Source organism: Rhodococcus sp. PAE-6, from assembly GCF_025290685.1.
GTDB lineage: Bacteria > Actinomycetota > Actinomycetes > Mycobacteriales > Mycobacteriaceae > Rhodococcus > Rhodococcus pyridinivorans.
Genome location: NZ_JAOCLZ010000006.1, coordinates 147,252 through 169,089, shown reverse-complemented (window position 1 = coordinate 169,089; position 21,838 = coordinate 147,252). Strand labels below are relative to the sequence as shown.

The window sequence follows — 21,838 nt, the reverse complement described above, 5'->3', positions numbered from 1 at the left end:
CCACCCTGCTCAATCCCGATGTGATCAAGCTCATCGGATCTGTCCAGAAGAGTAGTGAAGTGGTTTACAGCGGTCACCGGCGGGTGCCCGTATCACCCTCGCCACCGTCGTCGGTGGGATCCTCACCTGCGTCCAGTGCGTCCCACAGACCGCGTTCGGACAGGGGTTCGTCGTTCTCGGCGCGCCGGGCGGCCGCCTCGCGACGTGCTGCCGGGGCGTCGTACTTCGACGACAGTCCGGCCGCCTCGCGCGGGGTGCGCCACAGCGTCACCGCCGCGGCGAGGGCCGCGACGGCGCCGACGATCGCAAGGACGGCGGGCAACGGATAGGTCTCGACGGCGGTCACGGTCGCGCGGTCGGGCAGCGCGGCGACACCGGCCGCGGTCTCGGGGTCTGCGTCGCCGGTGAGCAACCGGACGGCGGGGATCGCGGCGGCGACGGCGACGGCCGCGACCACGAGCGAGACGAGACGCAGCGCGAGTCCGCGCACCGCGAAGACGGCGGCGACCGCCGCGAGCAGCACGAGAGCGAGCGGGGTCAGTGCCGCCGCCCAGCGGCCACCCTCGAGGTCGTCGACGCGGTCGATCCCGAGTCCGTCGGACGAGACCGCGGTGACCCATGTCATTCGGCTCGACGCCCAGAGCAGGGCCGCACCGACCCCGAGCAGCAGGGCGGCGATCACGGTCGGCCGGCGCCGGCGTCCGGTGGTGGGGCCGGCGTCCGGCGTCTCCGCGGTCACCGTGCGTCACCGCCGTAGGTGGTGAGGGTGGACGCGGCGGCCACTGCGGCGAGGGCGGACATGGCCTTGTTGCGGGCCTCGGTGTCCTCGGCCTCCGGATCGGAGTCGGCGACGATGCCGGCACCCGCCTGCACGTAGGCGACGCCGTCCTTGACGAGCGCGGAGCGGATCGCGATGGCGGTGTCGGCGTCGCCCGCGAAGTCGAGATAGCCGACGATGCCGCCGTAGATGCCGCGGCGGGTGGGTTCGAGTTCCTCGATCAGTTCCATCGCGCGCACCTTCGGCGCCCCCGACAGGGTCCCGGCGGGGAAACACGCCGTGACAGCGTCGAGGGCGTGCTTGCCCTCCGCGAGTCGCCCGGTGACCGTGGAGACGAGGTGCATCACGTGGCTGTACCGCTCGATGTGGCGGTAGTCGTGCACCTCGACGGTGCCCGGCGTGCACACCCGGCCGAGGTCGTTGCGGCCGAGATCGACGAGCATGAGGTGCTCGGCGTTCTCCTTCTCGTCGTGGACGAGGTCCTTCTCGAGCAGGATGTCCTCCTCCTCGTTCGCGCCGCGCCACCGGGTCCCTGCGATGGGATGGGTGGTGGCCACCCCGTCCGAAACCGTCACGAGCGCCTCCGGGCTCGATCCGACGATCGAGAAGGCCGTCTCACCGTCCGGGCCGGGGATGTGGAGCAGAAACATGTACGGGCTGGGGTTGGACGCGCGGAGCATCCGGTAGACGTCGATCGGCTCTGCGTCGCAGTCGATCTCGAAGCGCTGCGAGAGCACCACCTGGAAGGCCTCACCGGCCTCGATGTCGCCGATCAGTTTGCGGACGTCCGTGCAGAACGACTCGGTGGTGCGCTGGCGGCGGTAGTCGGGTTCGGGCCGCGAGTAGGTCGCGACGGTGGCCGGTGCGGGCGCGGCGAGGGCCGCGGTCATCCGGTCGAGGCGGGCGACGGCGTCGTCGTAGGCTTCGTCGACGCGCTCGTCGGAGCCGTCCCAGTTCACGGCGTTGGCGATGAGCCAGATCATGCCCTCGTGGTGGTCGACGGCCGCGAGGTCGGTGGCCAGCAGCATCACCATTTCGGGGATCTGCAGATCGTCCTCGGCGAGCGTCGGCAGCTTCTCGAGATGGCGGACGACGTCGTAGCCGAGATAACCGACCATGCCGCTGGTCAGGGGCGGCAGTCCGTGGATGCGGTCGGTGTGGAGCAACTGGAGGGTCTCGCCGAGGACGTCGACGGGGTTGCCACCCGTGGGCGCGCCGGCCGGGACGTTGCCGTACCAGGCAGCGTCGCCATCGACGACGGTCAGCGCGGCCGGGCTCCCGGCGCCGATGAACGACCACCGCGACCACGACCGGCCGTTCTCCGCCGACTCGAGCAGGAAGGTTCCGGGGCGGTCGGCCGCGAGCTTGCGGTAGGCCGACAGCGGGGTCTCCGCGTCCGCGAGCACCTTGCGGGTCACCGGGACCACGCGGTGCTCGGCGGCCAGCTGGCGGAACTGCTCGCGGGTGGTCGTCGAATCGGAACGGCCGCCACCCGAGGAGTCGGTGGTGGCTGCGGGAATGGTGGTGGGCTCGCCGGACATGCGCCCCATCATCCCAGGGACCTCGTCCGGCTCTGCAGCCGCCGTCAGGCGACCTGGAACGAGCGCTTGGCCAGGCCCATCCAGAAGCCGTCGACGACCTGGTCGATGCCGCGGCCGGGGGCATCGGAGGCGCCGAGGGTGACGAACAGCGGAGCGAAGTGCTCGACCGACGGATGCGCGTAGGGCATGCCCGGTGCGCGGTGCCGGAAGTCCAGCAGAGCGTCGACGTCGCCGCGCGCGAGTTGCTCGGCGGTCCAGTGGTCGAACTCCGACGACCAGCCCGGCGCGGCGGCCTCGGGCCGCGGGTCGCGCAGGAAGGGCAGACCGTGCGTGGTGAACCCGGACCCGATGATGAGTACGCCCTGCTCACGCAGCGGACGCAGCCGGGCGCCGAGGTGCAACAGCCGTTCCGGGTCGAGGGTGGGCAGGGAGATCTGCAGCACCGGGATGTCGGCGTCCGGGTACATGACGGTCAGCGGTACGTAGGCACCGTGGTCGAGTCCTCGGTTCGGCTGCTGCACCACCGGTTCGTCGTCGGGCATCAGTGCCGCGACCTGCCGGGCCAGTTCGGGCGCGCCGGGGCTGGTGTAGGTCACCTCGTAGAAGCGGCGCGGGAAGCCGCCGAAGTCGTACACGAGCGGGGTGCCGGTGATCGTCGACCCGATGGTCAGCGGAGCGGATTCCCAGTGCGCCGAGACCACGAGGATCGCTGTGGGTCGCGGCAGGTCGGCCGCCCAACGCTGCAGCTGCGAGACCCACAGTTCGCTGTCGACGAGCGGCGGGGCGCCGTGACTGAGGAACAGGGCGGGCGTGGTCGCGGAATCGATGGTCATGACATCCCCTCAAGTTGAAGCTTCAAGTATCATAGAGGAGAACCCGTCGCGCGGCCATTCCCATTCCCCGACCGGGTGCGACAGCGAAACCGAACGAGCGAGGAGCAGGCATGAGCAACGAGGACCCGCAGTGGCTCGATGCGGCGCAGCAGAACGCCTGGCGAGCGCTCGTCTCCGTTGTCACGCGCCTGCCGGCCGCGCTCGACACCCAGATGCAACGCGACTCCGACATGACGCACTTCGAGTACTTCGTCCTCGCACTGCTCTCCGAGAACCCCGAGCGTCGACTGCGTCTCAACGCCCTCGCCGCCGAGGCCAACGCGTCGCTGTCGCGGCTCTCGCACGTCGTCACGCGCCTCGAGAAGCGCGGCTGGATTCGACGCGAACCCGTTCCGGGCAGTCGCGGTTCGTACGCAGTGCTCACCGATGCCGGCTACGACACAGTAGTCGAAGCGGCACCGAGCCACGTGAAGGCGGTGCGCAGGCTCGTGTTCGACGGCCTCGACGACAACCAGGTCCGCGCGCTCGCGCGCCTGGGCTCCGCCCTGGTCGAGCAGATCGACGAAGGTATCGCCGGCGGTATCGGCAAGGCCTGAGCCGCCGCTCGACGACCCTCCCGCGCGTGTTCGTAGGTCACGCCGATCCCGTCGTGGATCCGGATGCAGTCCTGCACCAACTCGCTGCCGTACTGCCCGATGTAGGCCTTTGCGGCACAGAAGAGTTCGTCCGCATCGGGGCTCGATGTCGCGACCGCACGCCCCTTCACCCCGTCGTCAGAAGACAGCACTCTCAATACAGAGAACACTAGTCTCATCGGATAAGAAACGGGTACGCGAGGACGGACTCGGGTGGACCGAGTCGGTTCAGCCGAGCGGAGTTCCGCCCACGCCCCAGTTCTCGCGGGGCACCTCGGTGATCGTCACCCACACCGACGACGGATTCTTGCCCGAGGCCTCGGCGTACGCGCGGGTGACCGCGGAGATCACCTCGGCCTTCTGCTCGTCGGACAGGCCCGGCGTCTGACTGATCTGGATGAGAGGCATGCGGGCATTGTTGCAGCCCGTCGCACGACCCGCTGATCGGTCCTGCGCCGTGTCCGTCACGGTACGATCCGGACCTCCGTCGTCCGCGGATGCTCGACGAGCGCAACCATCGCATCGACGAACGGGACACCGTCGACCACCGGCGTCGAATAGTGCTGGCGCAGAGCGCAATAGCCCTCGATGCGGCCCGCGGCGCCCGTGGGATCCGACAGCGGATCGACCATGTCGCACACGGCGTCGCCGGCGGCGCACAGGGTGGCCACCGGAACGTCCCCGAAGCCCGCTCGCGCCCCGCTCGGCGAGATACCGGGCAGGGCGGCGGGCACCACGACCTCCGCGCCGGTCCCGGACGTCCGCGCATCGGCGATGAGCAGACCGGAGAGATCGGCCGGTCGGTCGGAGGCGTGCGCGAGGTCGGCGAGGACGTCACCGGCCACAGCGGCGCCCTGCGAGAAACCGACGATGCGCACCGCGGCCTCAGGGCACTCCGTGTGCGCCCGCGCGACCTGCCGGTGGAGTTCGGCGACCGGCTACTCGGCGATCTGCGGTGCCTCGAGCAGGACGTCGGTGTCGAAGCAGGTGTGCGTGCCGGTGTGGCAGGCGGCGCCGACCTGGTCGACGACGAGCAGCACCGTGTCGCCGTCGCAGTCGAGACGCACCTCGTGCACGTACTGGGTGTGCCCGGACGTCTCGCCCTTGACCCAGTACTGCTGCCGCGACCGCGAGTAGTAGGTGGCCTTGCGGGTCGCGAGGGTGCGGGCGAGCGCCTCGTCGTCCATCCACGCCATCATCAGCACGGCGCCGGTGGCCCGCTCCTGCACGACGGCAGCGAACAGGCCGTCGTCGTTGCGCTCGAGCCGGGCGGCGATCGCCGGATTCAGGATGCCGCTCATCGGACCGTGATCCCTTCCACGCGCATCGCGTCCTTGACCTGACCGATGGTCAGCTCCCGGAAGTGGAAGACGCTCGCGGCGAGCACCGCGTCGGCACCGGCCTGCACCGCGGGCGCGAAGTGCTCGACGGCGCCGGCACCACCGGAGGCGATGACGGGCACGTGCACGTCCTTGCGCACGGCCTCGATCATCTTCAGGTCGAAACCGTTCTTGGTGCCGTCGGCGTCCATCGAGTTGAGCAGGATCTCGCCGACGCCCAGTTCCTCGCCGCGGCGGGCCCACTCGACCGCGTCGATGCCCGTCCCGCGACGACCACCGTGCGTGGTGACCTCCCAGCCGCTCGGCGTGGGTTCCTGTCCTGCGGGCACGGTGCGCGCGTCGACCGAGAGCACGATGCACTGCGAGCCGAACCGCTCGGACATCTCGCGCAGCACCTCGGGCCGGGCGATGGCCGCGGTGTTCACCGAAACCTTGTCGGCGCCGGCGCGCAGCAGACGATCGACGTCCTCGACGGTGCGGACGCCGCCTCCGACCGTGAGCGGGATGAACACCTGCTCGGCGGTGCGCGTGACGACGTCGAGCATGGTGCCGCGGTCACCGCTCGACGCGGTGACGTCGAGGAAGGTCAGTTCGTCGGCGCCCTGTTCGTTGTAGAGGGCGGCGAGCTCCACCGGATCACCCGCATCGCGCAGGTTCTCGAAGTTGACACCCTTGACCACCCGCCCCGCGTCCACGTCGAGGCACGGGATGACCCGCACGGCCAGCGTCATGTTCGATCTCCTTCGGAACCCAACTGCTCGGCCACGGACCGTTCCGTCGCCGACTGCACAATCTTCAGTATCTCGCCGTGCACTCCGGGCGCTGCAGCGACCACCGATCCGGACCCGATCCGCCAGGGCCGGCCCGCGAAGTCGGTGGCGATGCCACCGGCGGCCCGCACGAGTGCGACACCAGCGGCGTTGTCCCAGGGGTGGTGGCCGAACACGACGGCACCGCCGATCGCGCCTCCCGCGGTGAACGCGAGGTCGGCACCGGTGGAGCCGTGCATCCGCAGCCGGGCGACGCGCCGGCTCAGCTCGGTGATGACGGCGAGACGCCGGGTGCCGGGCACCCGACCGCGACTGTCGATGTCGAAACTGCCGACCGCGATCATCACGTCCTCGAGCCGCGCCGGTTGCAGCGGTTCGGTGGGCTCGCCGTTCACGAGCAGCGGCCCGTCGGCGATTCCCGCGAAGCGCTGATTCGTCAGCGGCAGCCACGTGAGGCCGAGGACCGGTTCGCCGTCCTCGACGAGAGCGAGGAGGATCCCGGCCATCGGCAGCCCGGCGGAGTAGTTGATGGTGCCGTCGATCGGGTCGAGCAACCAGACGGTGCCCTCCCCCGCGGACGGGCCGCCGAACTCCTCACCGTGCACGGGGATACCGGTGCGCTCGGCGAGGGCACCGGAGATCCGCCGCTCGAGTTCGAGATCGAGGTCGGTCGCGAAGTCGTTCGGCCCCTTGTCGACGGAACGCGGCGCACCGTGCCCGGCGACGAACCGTTCCGCGACCTCGTCGAGTACACCGCTCGCGACGGCGAGCAGCCGGTTCAGGTCTGCGGGATCGGTCATCGGTCAGCGCGAGACGGCGTCGAGCGCCTCGGTCAGCGTGAATCGGCCCGCGTACAGCGCCTTTCCGATGATGGCACCTTCGACACCCTCGTCGACGAGCGTCGCGATGGCACGCAGGTCGTCGACGGTCGAGACGCCACCGGAGGCGACGACCGGCGATTCGGTGGCCGCGCACACCTCGCGGAGCAGGTCGAGATTGGGGCCGGAGAGGGTGCCGTCCTTGGTGACGTCGGTGACGACGTAGCGCGAGCAGCCGTCGCGTTCGAGGCGTTCGAGCACCTCCCACAGGTCGCCGCCGTCGGAGACCCAGCCGCGGCCGCGCAGCCGCCACTGGCCGTCGAGGAGCTTGACGTCGAGGCCCACGGCGATGCGGTCGCCGAACTCGCCGATGACGCGCGAGCACCACTCGGGATTCTCGATCGCGGCGGTGCCGAGGTTGACGCGGGCGCAACCGGTCGCGAGGGCGGCGGCGAGGGTCTCGTCGTCACGGATGCCGCCCGACAGCTCGACCTTCACGTCGAGTTCGCCGATGACCTCGGCGAGGAGGGCGCGGTTGTCGCCGCGACCGAACGCCGCGTCGAGGTCGACCATGTGCACCCATTCGGCTCCGGCGTTCTGCCATTCGAGGGCGGCGTCGCGGGGCGAACCGTAGCCGGTCTCGCTGCCCGCCTCTCCCTGAACGAGGCGAACTGCTTCACCGTTGACGACGTCGACTGCGGGCAAAAGGACCAGGCTCACTGCGTACACATTAGTGCCTGTACCTGTGACATCGCCAAACGCGTGGCCGGGGCGCCGGGAAAGCGCCGTGCGTCATGCCGACCGTGCTGCGTCGAGGGTCCGGCAGGTCGGGGTCGGACGGCCGGTGTACTCGTCGACGGACCCCTCGTACAGCACGGTGCCGCCGTGCCGTCCCGGTCCCGGCCCGAGGTCGACGATGTGGTCGGCGTGGCGCATCACGTCGAGGTGGTGCTCGATGACGACGACCGTGTGCCCTCGGTCGACGAGGCCGTCGAAGACGTGCAGGAGGGTGCCGACGTCCTCGGCGTGCAGGCCGGTGGTCGGCTCGTCGAGGACGTAGAGGGTCGGCGTCTTCACTCGTCCGAGTTCCTTGGCGATCTTCACCCGTTGGCACTCGCCACCCGAGAGCGTGTCGAGCGACTGCCCGAGGCGGAGGTAGTCGAGACCCACCCCGGCGAGCGCACTCAGTCGGCGCGCGATCTCCGGGTGCGGCAGTTCCTCGAGGGCGCGACCGACAGTGAGGTCGTCGACATCGGCGATCGACAGGCCGTTCACGGTGTGCCCGAGCACCTCGGCGGTGAACCGGCGGCCATGGCAGGTGTCGCAGACGATCTCGTGTCCGTCCATGAAGGCGAGGTCGATGTACACGACACCGGACCCCGTGCAGGTCGGGCACGCACCCGCCGAGTTCGCGCTGAACAGGCTCGCCGGCACACCGTTGTGTTCGGCGAACATCCGCCGCAGGGCGGGTGCGATGCCGGCGTAGGTGATCGGGGTGGAGCGGCGATTGGTGCTCACCGGCCGCTGGTCGATCACCGTGGCGTCGTACTGGTCGACGAGTTCGGCTGCGAGACTGGACTTTCCCGATCCGGCGACGCCGGTGAACACGGTGAGCACCCCGGTGGGGATCCGCACCGTCAGGTCGCGGAGGTTGTTGCGACACGCATCGGCGATCGTGAGACGACCGGTCGCCTCGCGGGCGGGGCCACCGCGGCCGATGTCGCGCCGCAGCGATCGGCCGGTGGGGGTGTCGGCCGTTCGCAACCGGTCGAAGGTGCCCTGGAAGACGAGGCGACCACCGGACGAGCCCGCACCGGGACCGATCTCGATCACCTGGTCGGCACGGGCCATCACGGCCGGGTCGTGTTCGACGACGAGGACGGTGTTGCCGCTGTCGCGGAGACGTTCGAGGAGGTCGATCATCGACTCCACATCGGCGGGATGCAGACCGACCGTCGGTTCGTCGACGACATAGGTCATCTCCGTCAGGCTCGACCCGAGGTGCCGGACCATCTTGATCCGTTGCGATTCGCCGCCCGAGAGCGTGGTGGTCGCCCGGGCGAGCACGAGATAGCCGAGGCCGATCGTCACCATCGCCTCGAGCCGGCCCACCAGTGCGGACACCACAGGTGCGGCGCGCTCGTCGTCGATCGTGCGCACGAACTCGAGCAGTTCGGTGATCTCGAGGCGGGACAGCTCCCCGATCGTGCGGCCGCGCACGGTGACCGCCCGCGCGGCCGCGTTCAGTCGTTCTCCGGCGCAGTCCGGGCACGTCTCGGCGCGGGTGAAGCGCCGGATGACGTCCTGTTTGCGTTCGGAGAGGTTGTCGGAGGTGTGCAGGTGGATGCGCTCGAACCTCTCGACGACACCCTCGTAGCCGTCCGGCGGTTTATGGCCCAGCGCCGCGGCGGCCTCGCCGCCGTAGAGCAGTGCCTCCCGCTCGGCGGGTCTCCACTCGCGCAGGGGTGTGTCCGCGTCGAAGGAACCGATGTCGGCGTACTGGGAGTACCAGTACCCGCCGTTGCCGAAGCCGGGCACCAGGATCGCGCCCTCGGCGAGGGACCTGTCGAGATCGAGGAACCGCTCGACAGCGCTGACGACGATCTCGCCGAGCCCGGAGCAGGCCGGGCACATCCCGGTGGGGTCGTTGAACGAGAAGCGGTTCGACTCCCCGAGGACGGGTGTGCCCACCCGGGAGTACAGCAGCCGCAGATAGGTCCAGGTGTCGGTGATGGTGCCGACCGTCGATCGGGCGTTGCCGCCGAGCCGACGCTGGTCGACGACGATCACCGGCGTCAGACCGTCGATATGGTCGACGTCGGGTCGTGTCCACTTCGGCAACCGATTGCGCGTGAACGGCGGGTACGTCTCGTTGAGCTGGTAGCCGGCCTCCGCGGCGATCGTGTCGAAGACGAGCGACGACTTCCCGGAGCCGGACACCCCGACGATCACCACGAGCCGGTTGCGCGGAACGGTCAGATCGACGTCGGCCAGGTTGTGGGTGCGGGCGCGGCGGATCGTGATCGCGCAGCCTCGCACTGCCGCCTCGGTGGTCGTGACGGTGGTGGTCATGGGTTCGACGCTACGACCGGTTGCGGCCGGATCCTGACCGCAACCGGTGGGAGGATGACGGCATGGCGGACGTCACCGAGCGGATGCTCGCGTTGTTGTCGATCCTGCAGACCGGACGCGCGATCGGCGGGGACGAACTGGCCCGGCGGCTGCAGGTGAGCCGCCGGACGCTCCGCCGCGACGTCGACCGTCTGCGCGGCTACGGGTATCCCGTCGAAACCCGTTCCGGGCCCGGCGGTTTCTATCGCCTCTCGTCGGGACGCTCGATGCCGCCGCTGGTGCTCGACGACGACGAGGCCGTCGCGGTGCTGCTGGGGCTCGGCGCTCTCGCTGCGACCGGACCGACCGAAGGTGGACTGGACGACGCCGCGACCCGCGCCTACGGCAAGCTCGACCAGTTCCTGCCCGCGCGGCTGCGCCCGCGAGTCGCGGCCGTCCGCAGCGCGGTGGAGACGAGTGCGCTGCAGGCTCCCAGCGTGTCGGCGGAGCTGCTCGGCACCGTCGCGGAGGCAATCGCACGGTGCGACACGCTCACCTTCGACTACGTCGACGCGCAGGGCTCGCCCACCTCTCGCCGGGTCGAGCCGTACAGGCAGGTGCACCACCTGCTGCGGTGGTACCTCCTCGGATGGGACGTCGACCGCGAGGACTGGCGTGTCTTCCGCCTCGACCGTGTGCGCGACCTGCTCCTCACCGGCAGCCGGTTCGCACCCCGCCCGCTTCCCGCCGGGTCCGCCACGGAATACCTGCGGCAAGGACTCCGGCAGGGGCGGACACCGGTACATCTGGACGTGGCGGCCTCGGCCACGCACGTCGCCGACGCGCTGAAGCACCAGGACGCCGAGATCCGCCCGACGGGTGACGACCGGACCGAGGTACACCTCGCGGTCGAGTCGTGGCAGTGGCTCGTCCTCGCGCTCGCCACCCTCGACGCCGACATCCGAATGCGCGCGGACCCGGAGATCGTGCGGTCCTGCGCGGTGTTCGCCGATCGTCTGCGCGCGGCGGCGCAGGACGCCGTCGTCCCCTCCGAGGACGGCGCGAGGTGAATCTGGGCGCGGCAGATCGATTTCGAGTCTGCACAGCTGCGTTACCGAACACCTCGCGCGCCCAACCGGGGTTCGCTACCGCAACACGCCGGGCGAAATCCGGTTCGGCGCGTCAGCTTCCGGGGCGGTCGTCCTCGGCGGGACCGAAGGCGCGGCGGGCCGACCGCGTCGACACGACACCCATCGCCACGACGGCCACCACGATGCCGACGAGTGCGATGACGAGCCCGACGACCGGCGTGGGCCGGACCGCCACCACGACGATCGCGGTGACGAGCAGGACGACGGTCGCCGCGCCGACGGACATCAGCGCGTGACGGCCGAAGGAGAACTCTCCGCTCGGCCGTCCGCGCCGCGGCTCGGTCACAACGAGCTGACCCAGTTCTGCAGCAACTGTGCGCCGGCGTCGCCGGACTTCTCCGGGTGGAACTGGGTGGCCGAGAGCGGACCGTTCTCGACGGCAGCGACGAAGCGGCTGCCGTGCTCGGCCCAGGTCACCTTCGGCGGGGCGAGACGCTCGGGAGCGTCGAGTTCCCACTTGCGGGCGGCGTAGGTGTGGACGAAGTAGAAGCGGGTGTCGGCGTCCATGCCGGCGAAGAGCACCGAATCGGCGGGAGCCTCGACGGTGTTCCAGCCCATGTGCGGCAGCACCGGCGCGTCCAGACGCTCGACCGTGCCCGGCCACTCGCCGCAGCCCTCGGTCTCGATGCCGTGCTCGACGCCGCGTTCGAACAGGATCTGCATGCCGACGCAGATGCCGAGCACCGGGCGTCCGCCGGCGAGGCGGGTGCCGATGATCTTGTCTCCGCCGACGCTGCGCAGGCCCTTCATGCACGCGTCGAAGGCACCGACGCCGGGGACGACGAGTCCGTCGGCGGCGAGCGCGATCTTCGGGTCGGCGGTGACCTCCACGTGCACGCCGGTACGGGCGACTGCCCGCGTGGCGGAGTGGAGATTGCCCGAGCCGTAGTCGAGGACGGCGACCGTGGTTGCGCTCATGATGTCGATTCTATGTGGTGGGACGGGGACGTTCCGACGGCCCGGCCAGTCGGGCCAGCAACGGCAGCGCCGGAACCAGGACGGCGGCCGCGGCGAAGGCCGCGGAGTATCCGGCCACGGCTGCCACCGCGCCGAGGGCGAACGAACCGGCGCCGGTGCCCGCATCGAAGCCGATGTTCCAGGCGGCGCTCGCCGAGCCGGTGTTGCCGGCCCCGGCGCGACTGAACGCGACGAGCAGCGCCTCGTTCTGCACGACACCGAAGCCGAAGCCGAAGGCGATCGCGGCGACGATCAGCAGTATCGCTCCCCCTCGGTCGTCGGCGACGAGTGCGAAGGGAATCATCGCCAGCCCCGCCAGGCCGAGACCGACGGGCAGCAATTTGCCGGCGCCGATCCGGTCGGCGACCGAACCGGCCGCGTACCGTCCGATCAGCGAGGCCGCGCTGAGCACGGCCAACGCCGCCGCGACGGGCAGACCGGCGACCGCGATACGCAACAGCGAGGTGAGACCGCCGTAGGCGATCGCACCCGCGCCGACCGCGACCAGCGGGAACAACAGCACGACCGGAGGCACTCGTCGCGCCGTCCGGGATTGTTTCGCGGTCAGCCGTGGCAGACGGATCGCGGCGAGCAGACCGGCGGACGAGATGATCGCGCCGAGCACGAACACCGGCGTGGTGGAGAACCGCTCGGCGATCGCCAGCCCGGCGGGCAGACCGATCGTCTGGGACGCGGCGATGGCGATGCCGAGCATGCCGGTGGCCCGGCCGAGCAATCGCGGCGGCGCGAGTTCGCCGATGAGGGCGGCCGCCGCCACGGTGATCATGCCGAAGCCGATACCGCGCAGCGCGGAGATTCCGAGCACGGCCGCCGGGGCCATCGACACGAGGAACAGCAGCGACGGCGGCCCCAGGAACAGGCAGCCGGCCACGAGCGTCGCGCGGTGACCGAACGCGCGCAACAGTCGCGGCATCGCGAGCTGGGTGAGGACGGTGGTGAACATGAACACCGCCGTCACCGACCCGGCGAGCATGTCGCTGCCGCCGGCCTCGGCGATCGCCCACGGCACGACCGGCAGCAGCAGCGAGAAGCCGCCGAAGGCCGCAGCGGACGTCGACCACGCCGGGATCAGACCACGAACGGTGAACAGTCCTTGTTGTTCCGCCACGTCAGAGCAGCCGGAAGACGCCCGCGGCGGCGGCCAGCACGGTCAGAGCCAGCAGCACACCCGCGAACAACGTGTTGCGCGCCTTCCACATCGACCACGTTCCGCCTGCCGCGAATCCGGCCACGATGAAGCACAGGTAGGTGAGGACGACATCCATATGTCAGAGACTGCCCTTCGTCGACGGGATGCCGGTCACACGCGGGTCGGGTTCGACGGCCTCGCGCAGCGCGCGGGCGACCGCTTTGAACTCGGCCTCGGTGATGTGGTGCGGGTCGCGGCCGTAGAGCACCCGCACGTGCAGGGCGATGCGGGCGTGGAAGGCGAACGACTCGAACACGTGCCGGTTGATCACCGTCGAGTAGGGCACGCCGGGATATCCCCCGATCACCGAGTGCACCATGTAGTCGGGTTCACCGGTGAACACGCAGTAGGGACGGCCGGAGACGTCGACCGACGCGTGCGCGAGGGTCTCGTCCATCGGAATGAAGCAGTCGCCGAAGCGCCGGATGCCGCGCTTGTCGCCGAGGGCCTGACCGAAGGCTTGGCCGAGGACGATGGCGGTGTCCTCGACGGTGTGGTGGGCCTCGATCTCGATGTCGCCCTGCGCCTGCACGGTGAGATCGAACGAACCGTGCTGGCCGAGCGCGGTGAGCATGTGGTCGTAGAACGGGATCCCCGTGGAGATCTCGGTGCGGCCGGTCCCGTCGAGGTCGATCTCGACGGTGATGCTCGATTCCTTGGTGGTGCGTTCGACGCGCGCGATGCGGTCGCTCATCGGGTTTCCTCGATTTCCGTGGCCGCGAGCTTCTCGCTCACTCGCAGCAACTCGTCGTTCTCGTGGGTCAGGCCGATCGTGGTGCGCAGGTAGCCGGGGATCCCGACGTCGCGGATGAGTACACCCTCGTCGAGATACCGCTGCCAGGTGGCAGGGGCGTCCGCGAAGCGGCCGAACAGGATGAAGTTGGCGTCGGAGGGGATCACGTCGTAGCCGAACCGGGCGAGTTCGGCGGCGACGCGGTCGCGCTGGGCGGCCAGTTCCGCAACCGACGCGAGAGTTTCGGCGGCGTGCCGCAGGGCCGCACGCGCGGCGGCCTGGGTGATGACCGACAGGTGGTAGGGCAGGCGCACGAGCAGCAGCGCGTCGATCATCGCGGGGGCTGCGGCGAGATAGCCGAGCCGTCCACCGGCGAAGGCGAACGCCTTGCTCATCGTCCGCGAGACGACGATCTTCGTCGGGTACTCGTCGATCAGCGACAGAGCGCTCGGCTGCGAGGAGAACTCGACGTACGCCTCGTCGACGATCACGATGCCGGGGGCGGCGTCGAGGATCACCCGCAACTGGTCGAGCGGGATGCTGTGTCCCGTCGGGTTGTTGGGGCTGGTGACGAAGACGACGTCGGGCCGCCGCTCGCGCACGGCGGCGGCGGATGCGTCGACGTCGAGGGTGAAGTCGTCGCGCCGGTAGGTGGCCAGCCACTCGGTCTGGGTGCCGTCGGCGATGATCGGGTGCATCGAGTACGACGGCACGAAGCCCATCGACGTGCGCCCGGGGCCACCGAAGGCCTGCAGGAGCTGCTGCAGGATCTCGTTGGAACCGTTCGCGGCCCAGACGTTCTCGACGCCGAGGGGAACACCGGACGCCTTCGTCAGATAAGCGGCGAGGTCGGTGCGCAGCGCGACCGCGTCGCGGTCGGGATAGCGGTGCAGCTGCGTCGCCGCCTCACGCACGGCCTCGGCGACGTCGTCGACGAGCGCCTGCGTGGGCGGGTGCGGGTTCTCGTTGGTGTTGAGCTGGACGGGCACCGTCAGCTGCGGTGCACCGTAGGGCGACTTGCCGCGCAGATTCTCGCGCAACGGCAGGTCGGCGAGGGTGATGCGGGAGCCGGGGATCTGGGTCACTTCAGCGCCTCGAATCGCAGACGGACGGCTTCACCGTGGGCGGGCAGGTCCTCGGCGTTCGCGAGGGTGATGACGTGACCGGAGACGTCCTTCAGGGCCGCCTCGGTGTACTCGACGACGTGGATGCCGCGCAGGAAGGTCTGCACGCTCAGGCCCGACGAGTGCCGGGCGCAGCCGGCGGTGGGCAGCACGTGGTTCGATCCGGCGCAGTAGTCGCCGAGGGAGACCGGTGCCCACGGCCCGACGAAGATCGCGCCCGCCGACCGGACACGCGCGGCGACCTCGGAGGCGTTCTCGGTCTGGATCTCGAGGTGCTCGGCGGCGTAGGCGTTGACGACCTTCAGGCCCTGCTCGATGTCGTCGACGAGGACGATGCCGGACTGGCTGCCGGACAGCGCGGTGGTGACGCGCTCGCGGTGCTCGGTGAGCTCGAGCTGCGCGGCGAGCGCGGTATCGACGGCGTCGGCGAGGTCGGTGCTGGTGGTGACGAGCACCGAGGCGGCCATGACGTCGTGCTCGGCCTGACTGATCAGGTCGGCGGCGACGTGCACCGCGTCGGCGGTGTGGTCGGCGAGGATCGCGATCTCGGTGGGACCGGCCTCGGCGTCGATGCCGACGACCGCGCGGCACAGCCGCTTGGCGGCGGTGACGTAGATGTTGCCGGGGCCGGTGATCATGTCGACCGGGGCGAGTTCGGCGCCGTCGGTGTCGGTGCCGCCGTAGGACAGTAGTGCGACACCCTGTGCGCCGCCGACGGCCCACACCTCCTCGACGCCGAGCAGGGCCGCGGCGGCGAGGATCGTCGGGTGCGGCAGTCCGCCGAAGTTCTTCTGCGGCGGCGAGGCGATGACGAGCGATTCGACGCCGGCGGCCTGCGCCGGCACGACGTTCATCACGACCGACGACGGGTAGACCGCGTTGCCACCCGGCACGTAGAGGCCGACGCGTTCGACCGGCACCCAGCGTTCGGTGACGGTACCGCCGGGGACGACCTCGGTGGTGACGTCGGTGCGGCGCTGGGCCGCGTGCACGACGCGCGTGCGCGCGATGGCCTCCTCGAGAGCGGCACGGACGGCGGGGGCGAGTTCGGCCAGCGCGCGGCCGAGTTCCGCGGCGGGAACACGTACCGAGGCGGGGCGGACCCCGTCGAACTTCTCGCAGTAGTCGAGCGCGGCCTCGGCGCCGCGATCGCGGATGTCGTCGACGACGGGACGGACCTGATGGAGCACCGCGTCCACATCCACTCCGCCGCGGGGCAGTGCGCCCCTGAGCTCCGCAGTGGTGGGAGTACGACCGCGCAGGTCGGTGCGGGCAAGCATGAGGTGTCCTCTCTCGTCGAACAGGGGTCACCTTCTACTATCTCGCATCGAGTGGTGACGTTCGAAGTCGCGCCCGCGTGAGGATGCTCTCGACACGGATCACCGTGCTTATGCTGACGGCATGGACGAGGACGAGTCGCGCCCGAGCACGTTGGGCGAATTGATCCGCCGCCAGCGTGAGCTCGCAGAACTGCCCATGCGTCAACTCGCGGCGATGGTGGGCATTTCGAATCCGTACCTGTCGCAGATCGAGCGGAACCTGCGGGCGCCGAGCGAGCGTGTGCTGCAAGCGATCGCCGAACAGTTGCACCTGTCAGCGGACACCCTCGCGACCCACGCGCAGACCGACGACGGAGCGGAGTCCGCGGTCCTGCGGGCGATCCGCGAGGATCCCGACCTGACCAATCCCCAACGGCGTTCGCTCGAGGAGATGTACGAGGCGTTCCGTGAGGTCACCGTCGGGCGCCGTCGGCGTGGTGGAGGACGCGAACCCGACGAGAAGTGAGCATTCTCACAATCGGTACCGAGTGCGTTCGTGCGCCACCCAGCGTCCGAGGTCAGCCCGATTTCGTCGCCTCATCGACGAACATGCAGGTAGCACGTACCTGGGGGTAAGGTGCGCACCTTTCTCGGCGACGTCACCATCGGCTCCGGACCATTCACCCAGTTCTGGAGTTGCTCGGTGCTCAACCATCTGCAGAAGAAGCTCACCTCCTCCCTCGACCCGATCGGGTGGGGACCGGCCGTCGCATCCGTCGCCGGCCGTGCAGTGAAGAATCCGCGGGCCGTGGCCGGCGCGACCACGGAGTACGCCACCCGCCTGGCGAACATCCCGGCAGCGGCGACACGCGTGTGGAACGCCGTCGATCCGCAGCCCCCGGTGCAGCTGGATTCGAAGGACCGCCGGTTCTCCGATGCCGCCTGGAAGGAGAACCCGGCCTACTTCTCGCTGCTGCAGAGCTATCTCGCCACCCGCGAGTACGTCGAGGATCTCGCCGACGCCGGCTCGGGCGATCCCGTGCAGGACGGCAAGGCCCGCCAGTTCGCGAACTTGATGTTCGACGCACTCGCCCCCTCGAACTTCCTCATCAACCCGGGTGTGCTCGTGCGCGCGCTCGACACCGGTGGCGCGAGCCTGTTCCGCGGCGCGAAGTACGCCATCGAGGACGTCGTGCACCGGAAGGGCCTGCCGCTCAAGGTCGACCGCGAGGCGTTCACCCTCGGCGAGAACATGGCCGCGACCCCCGGCAAGGTCGTCTTCCGCAACGACCTCATCGAGGTCATCCAGTACGCCCCCCAGACCGGTGAGGTGCACGAGATCCCGATCCTGGCGGCGCCACCGTGGATCAACAAGTACTACATCCTCGATCTCGCGCCGCAGCGCAGCCTCATCGAGTGGGCCGTGCAGCACAACCGCACCGTGTTCGCGATCTCGTACCGCAACCCGGACGAGTCGATGCACGAGATCACGATGGACGACTACTACCGGCAGGGTGTCGCGGCAGCTCTCGACGCCGTCGAGGAGATCACCGGATCCTCGCGTATCGAGGTGCTGTCGATCTGCCTGGGCGGCGCGATGGCGGCGATGGCCGCGGCCCGCATGGGCAGGCTGGGCGACAAGCGGATCAGCGCGTTCACGATGCTCAACACACTCCTGGACTACAGCGAGGTCGGCGAGCTGGCACTGCTGACCGACCCGGCCACACTCGACCGCGTCGAGTTCCGGATGAGCAAGCAGGGCTTCCTCTCCGGCAACGAGATGGCCGGCAGCTTCGACATGATCCGCGCGCGCGATCTGATCTTCAACTACTGGGTGTCGCGGTGGATGAAGGGCGAGAAGCCCGCCGCCTTCGACATCCTCGCGTGGAACGAGGACAGCACCCGCATGCCGGCGAAGATGCACTCGCACTACCTGCGGTCGCTGTACGGCCGCAACGAGCTCGCGCGCGGCGTGTACGAGCTCGACGGCGAGGTCCTCGACCTGTCGGACATCACGTGCGACACCTATGTGGTGGGCGCGATCAACGACCACATCGTGCCGTGGACGTCATCGTATAAGGCCACGGGCCTGCTCGGCGGGTCGGTCCGGTACGTCCTGACCAGCGGCGGCCATGTGGCCGGCGCGGTCAATCCCCCCAACCCGAAGGCTTGGTTCGAGGCCGTCGGCGCGCCCGACGGCGAGAAGATGCCGACGCTGCCCGAGGACCCGAAGGCGTGGTCGGAGAAGGCCACTCGCACCGCCGGGTCGTGGTGGGAGGACTGGACCGCATGGTCGACGAAGCGCGCCGGTGAGCTGGTCGCTCCCCCGGCGATGGGCAGCGCGCAGCATCCGCCGCTGTGCGATGCCCCGGGAACCTATGTCTTCGAGTGACGTTGCGCGTTAGCTATCATATTGCTAACCTGCTAACAGCGCTGATCCGAGCGCACCCCACAGGGGAAGCCCCGCTCCTGTCACGAGCGCCCACGGAAGGTACACACCATGACCGCACCGACCAAGACCACCGCCGCCAAGGCCACCGATGCCGCGGCAAAGGCGACCGAAGCCGCCACGAAGGCCGCCGCCGAGGCCACCGCAACGGCCCAGCAGTCGGCCGAAAAGCTGACCTCGACGGCCGCTGCGGTTGCCGACAAGGCCGCGACCGAGTTCACCAAGACCGTCGACGAGGCCACCGAGCGCTTCCAGGAGTTCAACGCGAAGTTCGTCGACGCCGCGAAGCAGAGCGGAAACCTCGGTGTCGACACCTACGAGAAGGCTGTCTCGAGCCTCCTGGATCTGCAGGAGAAGGTCGCCGACGCCACCCCCGTCGAGTGGGTCGCCGATCTCGCCAAGGCGCAGGTCTCCTTCGCTCGCGAGCTCACCACCACCGTCACGAGCACCGCTCGCGACCTGCTGAAGTAATCGTCGACTCACTCGATGCAGTCGATACCGAACACCGCATCAGCGGACGTTCTCCGGTGCAGTGCATGCTGACACTGACACCAGCCCGGATCGCCGCGGCCCCGTTTCGTCTCGGGACCGCGGCGATCGCCGGCTGGAGCGGCTATCTCGCCGGCCTCGTACGACGCGGCGCCACGCCGTGCACGCTGATTTCCGACGCGAACCGGTACAGCCGCGCCCTGACATCGGCCACGCCGCCGCGCTGGACCACGGACTGGCCGGTCGTGCGCCGGTGGCCCCTCGGAGGTCTGCGTGATTGCAGCACCTCCGACCCCGCACGCGACGAGATCCCGACGCTGCTGTTGCCGCCGCAGGCGGGCACCCATTCGTGCATCGTCGACCATTCCGCCGACCGCAGTCAGGTCGAAGCCCTCCGAGCCGGTGGCCTGACCCGCCTGCACTGTCTCGACTGGGCGCCCGCGACCCTCGCGACGGACGGCTGCTCGATCGACGATCACCTGGCGGTCGTCGCCGAGGCCGTCGACCATCTCGGTGGCCGGGTGAACCTGATCGGCGACAGCCAGGGCGGGTGGCTCGGCACGGTCTACGCGGCGTTGCATCCCGAGCGCGTGCACTCGCTGACCGTGGCGGGAGCACCCATCGACTTCCACGTCGACCAGCCGGCGTTGTCGGTGCTGGCCCGCGCGCCCCACGGTGCCGCGGCCACAACGATCGACTTCTGGTACGGGGCGGCTCGGGCCGTCGGAGTGCCGACCACCGATCCGATCGGTGAGATCGAACGAGCGATGACGCTGCTCGCCCTGCTCCACGATCCCGACGAAGTGGCGCGCTGGGAGGCCGAACGGCATTGGTTCACGTGGAAGCAGGAGATCCCTTCGGCCTTCCGCGCGTGGATCATGCGCCACCTGTTCGTGGGCAACGAACTCGTCGCCGGCAGCCTGAAGGCCGAAGGACGCGTCGTCGATCTCGCGGCCATCGACTGCCCGGTCCATCTGATCGCCGGCTCCGCCGACCCGATCGCGACTCCCCGGCAGGTCACCACGCTCGCGGAGTACGTATCGACCCCGCCGCAGAGGATCACCACCACCGTCGCCGACGCCGGTCACATCGGGCTGTTCATCGGCCGCCGCACCCTCACCGAAGTGTGGACGCCGCACGCCCGCCGTGTGGCGGCGACGTCCTGACTCATCCCGGGCCGTTCGGCGATGCGGCGCGCCGATTCTCGAAACGGCACGGTCAGTCGTTCCCGGCGTCGTCCTCCCCGCTCTCCTCGTCGTCGACCTCCACCCGGACGCCGAGGGCGGATTCCAGCGCCTCGAGTTCCTCGTCGAAGCGATCGAGCAGCCAGACGAGATCCGGGACCGTGCGACCGCACGCCGTGAGACCGAAGGCGATCTCGTCGTCGGTGCTCGTGCACGTGATGTTCAGCGCCTGCCCGTCGACGGGCACCGACAGCGGATACAACGCGTCGACGCGCGCACCGTTCCAGTACAACGGCGCATCGGGACCCGGCACGTTCGAGACGATCACGTTGAACGGCGGCCGCGGCAGCGCCCGGTTGCCGGTGAGTACTCCCACCGCCAGAGGCGCCACACCCACCGCGCTCGTCGCGAGACGACCGAGCTTCGACATCGAGTTCATCGCGTGCTTGCCCTCGATCATCGAACCACGCACGCGCGCAAGACGTTCCACCGGATCCACGCACTGCGTCCCGAGCGTGCACATGAGAATGCCGATCTCGTTGCCCGACGAGCTCCTGCTCTGACGCAACGAAACCGGGACCATCGCCACCAGCGAATCCTCCGGCAACGCATCGTGTTCGGAGAGATACGCCCGCAACGCCCCACCGGACAGTTCGAGGACGACGTCGTTGAGCGTCGCGTCGGCCGCCTTGGCCGCCATTCGCAGTCGCTCGATCGGCCAGGACCGGGCCGCGAATCTGCGCGATCCGGAGATCTTCCGGTTGAGGATCGTGTTCGGAGCGCCCAGCGACAACGAACCACCGCGATTGTGCAGGGCACGGTCGACGGTGCCGACGAGCGCCGGAACCAGAGCGACCGCCTCGGACACGACGTTCACTGCATCGTTCACCGCACCGGTCGCCGCGCGGACGACGGCGCCGGGGAACCCGATCGCGGTACCCATCACCGAGCGGCTCGACGACTGCGCGTCTGCGACCGCCCACGGGGCCGGCATGTCGGTGCGGCCCGGGTCGGTGCTGAGCACACGGCGCAGCAGGCGCATCGCCCCCACCCCGTCGGCGACCGCGTGGTGGATCTTCACGTAGAGGGCGTAGCGACCGTCGGCCAGCCCTTCGATCAGGTGCATCTCCCACAACGGGCGGGTGCGGTCGAGCAGCGACGCGTGCAGGCGGGAGACGAGTTCCCACAGATCGTCCATCGTGCCCGGGGACGGCAGCGCGTTGAACCGGACGTGGTAGTCGATCGAGAAGCGCGGATCGTCCTCCCAGGCCCACTGCCCGAGGGTGAACAGCGAGCGGGTGGGCCGCTTGCGCCACAGCGGCCCGGCGGGTTCCTCCCGGGCGAGCGCCTCGGCGAACATCGACTTCAGGTCACTCGCGTCCTTGCCCTCCGGCGGCTGGAACAGCAGGAGACCGCCGACATGCATCGGGTGGTCGCGCGACTCGCCGAGCAGGAACATCGAGTCGGTCGGTGACATCGGTAACCGCATCGTGTTCTGTCTTCCTCCCCCACCCGG

The 21,838-nt window shown here is 69.7% G+C and carries 23 protein-coding genes and 1 pseudogene; 6 read left to right on the top strand and 18 right to left on the bottom strand.

Annotated features, from left to right (window positions below; translation table 11 throughout):
* Positions 1-73 precede the first annotated feature (73 nt).
* Genes NVV99_RS14470 through NVV99_RS14460 form a run of 3 tightly spaced genes read right to left on the bottom strand, consistent with a single transcriptional unit; the run spans position 74 to position 3,152 of the window.
* Positions 74-739 (bottom strand): TIGR02234 family membrane protein, encoded by a 666-nt coding sequence (locus NVV99_RS14470; protein WP_006554062.1) that lies wholly within the window; start codon positions 737-739, stop codon positions 74-76.
* Positions 736-2,319: an anthranilate synthase component I gene (locus NVV99_RS14465; protein ID WP_024101208.1), complete on the bottom strand. Its 1,584-nt coding sequence runs from the start codon at positions 2,317-2,319 to the stop codon at positions 736-738. Before NVV99_RS14465 ends, NVV99_RS14470 begins: the two co-directional genes overlap by 4 nt.
* Positions 2,320-2,363: 44 nt before the next feature.
* A complete protein-coding gene (locus NVV99_RS14460; protein ID WP_024101209.1) occupies positions 2,364-3,152 on the bottom strand; it encodes a dioxygenase in 789 nt (262 codons plus the stop codon).
* Positions 3,153-3,262: 110 nt separating this feature from the next.
* Between NVV99_RS14460 and NVV99_RS14455 the strand changes: the two genes are divergently transcribed.
* Complete coding sequence (locus NVV99_RS14455; RefSeq protein WP_024101210.1) at positions 3,263-3,748, top strand: MarR family winged helix-turn-helix transcriptional regulator; 486 nt, start codon at positions 3,263-3,265, stop codon at positions 3,746-3,748.
* Between the two features lie 267 nt (positions 3,749-4,015).
* Here the strand turns inward: NVV99_RS14455 and NVV99_RS14450 are convergent, their stop codons facing one another.
* The 7 genes and pseudogenes from NVV99_RS14450 to NVV99_RS14420 all read right to left on the bottom strand — a co-directional run bounded on the left by NVV99_RS14450 (position 4,016) and on the right by NVV99_RS14420 (position 9,787).
* The gene (locus tag NVV99_RS14450; RefSeq protein ID WP_016935788.1) at positions 4,016-4,195 is read right to left on the bottom strand and encodes a 4-oxalocrotonate tautomerase family protein; all 180 of its coding nucleotides are present in this window, start codon (positions 4,193-4,195) and stop codon (positions 4,016-4,018) included.
* Between the two features lie 56 nt (positions 4,196-4,251).
* Positions 4,252-4,704, bottom strand: a pseudogene (locus NVV99_RS14445) (cutinase family protein); the annotation flags it as partial.
* Positions 4,705-4,725: 21 nt separating this feature from the next.
* Positions 4,726-5,088 (bottom strand): phosphoribosyl-AMP cyclohydrolase, encoded by a 363-nt coding sequence (hisI, locus tag NVV99_RS14440; protein ID WP_024101212.1) that lies wholly within the window; start codon positions 5,086-5,088, stop codon positions 4,726-4,728.
* Positions 5,085-5,858, bottom strand: a complete 774-nt coding sequence (gene hisF, locus NVV99_RS14435) for an imidazole glycerol phosphate synthase subunit HisF (protein WP_024101213.1) — start codon at positions 5,856-5,858, stop codon at positions 5,085-5,087. The genes hisI and hisF overlap by 4 nt, the downstream gene beginning before the upstream one ends.
* On the bottom strand, positions 5,855-6,697 hold the full coding sequence (locus NVV99_RS14430) for an inositol monophosphatase (RefSeq protein WP_024101214.1): 843 nt from the start codon (positions 6,695-6,697) through the stop codon (positions 5,855-5,857). Before NVV99_RS14430 ends, hisF begins: the two co-directional genes overlap by 4 nt.
* Before the next feature lie 3 nt (positions 6,698-6,700).
* Positions 6,701-7,435, bottom strand: a complete 735-nt coding sequence (priA, locus tag NVV99_RS14425) for a bifunctional 1-(5-phosphoribosyl)-5-((5-phosphoribosylamino)methylideneamino)imidazole-4-carboxamide isomerase/phosphoribosylanthranilate isomerase PriA (RefSeq protein WP_006554069.1) — start codon at positions 7,433-7,435, stop codon at positions 6,701-6,703.
* Between the two features lie 72 nt (positions 7,436-7,507).
* The gene (locus tag NVV99_RS14420; RefSeq protein ID WP_260782921.1) at positions 7,508-9,787 is read right to left on the bottom strand and encodes an excinuclease ABC subunit UvrA; all 2,280 of its coding nucleotides are present in this window, start codon (positions 9,785-9,787) and stop codon (positions 7,508-7,510) included.
* A gap of 62 nt (positions 9,788-9,849) precedes the next feature.
* Here NVV99_RS14420 and NVV99_RS14415 point away from each other — a divergent pair, with 62 nt between their 5' ends.
* The gene (locus NVV99_RS14415) at positions 9,850-10,836 is read left to right on the top strand and encodes a YafY family protein (protein ID WP_024101215.1); all 987 of its coding nucleotides are present in this window, start codon (positions 9,850-9,852) and stop codon (positions 10,834-10,836) included.
* Positions 10,837-10,948: 112 nt separating this feature from the next.
* Here NVV99_RS14415 and NVV99_RS14410 read toward each other — a convergent pair whose 3' ends face one another.
* From NVV99_RS14410 to hisD, 7 genes are read right to left on the bottom strand one after another with little or no spacing between them, the layout of a single operon-like run.
* Positions 10,949-11,203, bottom strand: a complete 255-nt coding sequence (locus tag NVV99_RS14410) for a hypothetical protein (RefSeq protein ID WP_024101216.1) — start codon at positions 11,201-11,203, stop codon at positions 10,949-10,951.
* The gene (hisH, locus tag NVV99_RS14405) at positions 11,200-11,835 is read right to left on the bottom strand and encodes an imidazole glycerol phosphate synthase subunit HisH (protein WP_024101217.1); all 636 of its coding nucleotides are present in this window, start codon (positions 11,833-11,835) and stop codon (positions 11,200-11,202) included. Before hisH ends, NVV99_RS14410 begins: the two co-directional genes overlap by 4 nt.
* 10 nt (positions 11,836-11,845) lie before the next feature.
* On the bottom strand, positions 11,846-13,003 hold the full coding sequence (locus tag NVV99_RS14400; RefSeq protein WP_024101218.1) for an MFS transporter: 1,158 nt from the start codon (positions 13,001-13,003) through the stop codon (positions 11,846-11,848).
* Between the two features lies 1 nt (position 13,004).
* Positions 13,005-13,160: a hypothetical protein gene (locus NVV99_RS14395; protein WP_016696019.1), complete on the bottom strand. Its 156-nt coding sequence runs from the start codon at positions 13,158-13,160 to the stop codon at positions 13,005-13,007.
* Positions 13,161-13,163: 3 nt separating this feature from the next.
* Positions 13,164-13,778 carry an imidazoleglycerol-phosphate dehydratase HisB gene (gene hisB, locus NVV99_RS14390; protein ID WP_006554074.1) on the bottom strand — a complete coding sequence of 205 codons (615 nt, stop codon included), beginning with the start codon at positions 13,776-13,778 and terminating at the stop codon, positions 13,164-13,166.
* Positions 13,775-14,902 (bottom strand): histidinol-phosphate transaminase, encoded by a 1,128-nt coding sequence (locus NVV99_RS14385; protein WP_006554075.1) that lies wholly within the window; start codon positions 14,900-14,902, stop codon positions 13,775-13,777. The genes hisB and NVV99_RS14385 overlap by 4 nt, the downstream gene beginning before the upstream one ends.
* A complete protein-coding gene (gene hisD, locus NVV99_RS14380) occupies positions 14,899-16,221 on the bottom strand; it encodes a histidinol dehydrogenase (protein WP_006554076.1) in 1,323 nt (440 codons plus the stop codon). Before hisD ends, NVV99_RS14385 begins: the two co-directional genes overlap by 4 nt.
* 121 nt (positions 16,222-16,342) lie before the next feature.
* On the opposite strand from hisD, the gene NVV99_RS14375 reads away from it, so the two are divergent.
* From NVV99_RS14375 to NVV99_RS14360, 4 genes are all read left to right on the top strand, one after another.
* Complete coding sequence (locus tag NVV99_RS14375) at positions 16,343-16,726, top strand: helix-turn-helix domain-containing protein (RefSeq protein ID WP_024101219.1); 384 nt, start codon at positions 16,343-16,345, stop codon at positions 16,724-16,726.
* Positions 16,727-16,837: 111 nt separating this feature from the next.
* Positions 16,838-18,592, top strand: a complete 1,755-nt coding sequence (locus NVV99_RS14370; protein WP_024101220.1) for an alpha/beta hydrolase — start codon at positions 16,838-16,840, stop codon at positions 18,590-18,592.
* A gap of 108 nt (positions 18,593-18,700) precedes the next feature.
* Positions 18,701-19,120, top strand: a complete 420-nt coding sequence (locus tag NVV99_RS14365) for a hypothetical protein (RefSeq protein WP_019289712.1) — start codon at positions 18,701-18,703, stop codon at positions 19,118-19,120.
* Between the two features lie 65 nt (positions 19,121-19,185).
* Entirely contained in the window at positions 19,186-20,304 is a 1,119-nt protein-coding gene (locus NVV99_RS14360; RefSeq protein ID WP_024101221.1) for an alpha/beta fold hydrolase, read from the top strand.
* Positions 20,305-20,356: 52 nt separating this feature from the next.
* Here the strand turns inward: NVV99_RS14360 and NVV99_RS14355 are convergent, their stop codons facing one another.
* Entirely contained in the window at positions 20,357-21,799 is a 1,443-nt protein-coding gene (locus tag NVV99_RS14355) for a wax ester/triacylglycerol synthase family O-acyltransferase (protein WP_041803388.1), read from the bottom strand.
* Between the last annotated feature and the right edge of the window lie 39 nt (positions 21,800-21,838).

Coding starts and splice junctions, on each gene's coding strand:
- NVV99_RS14465 (WP_024101208.1), bottom strand. CDS start 2,319: ATGTCCGGCGAGCCCACCACCATTCCCGCAGCCACCACCGACTCCTCG.
- NVV99_RS14460 (WP_024101209.1), bottom strand. CDS start 3,152: ATGACCATCGATTCCGCGACCACGCCCGCCCTGTTCCTCAGTCACGGC.
- NVV99_RS14455 (WP_024101210.1), top strand. CDS start 3,263: ATGAGCAACGAGGACCCGCAGTGGCTCGATGCGGCGCAGCAGAACGCC.
- NVV99_RS14450 (WP_016935788.1), bottom strand. CDS start 4,195: ATGCCTCTCATCCAGATCAGTCAGACGCCGGGCCTGTCCGACGAGCAG.
- hisI (WP_024101212.1), bottom strand. CDS start 5,088: ATGAGCGGCATCCTGAATCCGGCGATCGCCGCCCGGCTCGAGCGCAAC.
- hisF (WP_024101213.1), bottom strand. CDS start 5,858: ATGACGCTGGCCGTGCGGGTCATCCCGTGCCTCGACGTGGACGCGGGG.
- NVV99_RS14430 (WP_024101214.1), bottom strand. CDS start 6,697: ATGACCGATCCCGCAGACCTGAACCGGCTGCTCGCCGTCGCGAGCGGT.
- NVV99_RS14420 (WP_260782921.1), bottom strand. CDS start 9,787: ATGACCACCACCGTCACGACCACCGAGGCGGCAGTGCGAGGCTGCGCG.
- NVV99_RS14415 (WP_024101215.1), top strand. CDS start 9,850: ATGGCGGACGTCACCGAGCGGATGCTCGCGTTGTTGTCGATCCTGCAG.
- hisH (WP_024101217.1), bottom strand. CDS start 11,835: ATGAGCGCAACCACGGTCGCCGTCCTCGACTACGGCTCGGGCAATCTC.
- NVV99_RS14395 (WP_016696019.1), bottom strand. CDS start 13,160: ATGGATGTCGTCCTCACCTACCTGTGCTTCATCGTGGCCGGATTCGCG.
- hisB (WP_006554074.1), bottom strand. CDS start 13,778: ATGAGCGACCGCATCGCGCGCGTCGAACGCACCACCAAGGAATCGAGC.
- hisD (WP_006554076.1), bottom strand. CDS start 16,221: ATGCTTGCCCGCACCGACCTGCGCGGTCGTACTCCCACCACTGCGGAG.
- NVV99_RS14375 (WP_024101219.1), top strand. CDS start 16,343: ATGGACGAGGACGAGTCGCGCCCGAGCACGTTGGGCGAATTGATCCGC.
- NVV99_RS14365 (WP_019289712.1), top strand. CDS start 18,701: ATGACCGCACCGACCAAGACCACCGCCGCCAAGGCCACCGATGCCGCG.
- NVV99_RS14360 (WP_024101221.1), top strand. CDS start 19,186: ATGCTGACACTGACACCAGCCCGGATCGCCGCGGCCCCGTTTCGTCTC.
- NVV99_RS14355 (WP_041803388.1), bottom strand. CDS start 21,799: ATGTCACCGACCGACTCGATGTTCCTGCTCGGCGAGTCGCGCGACCAC.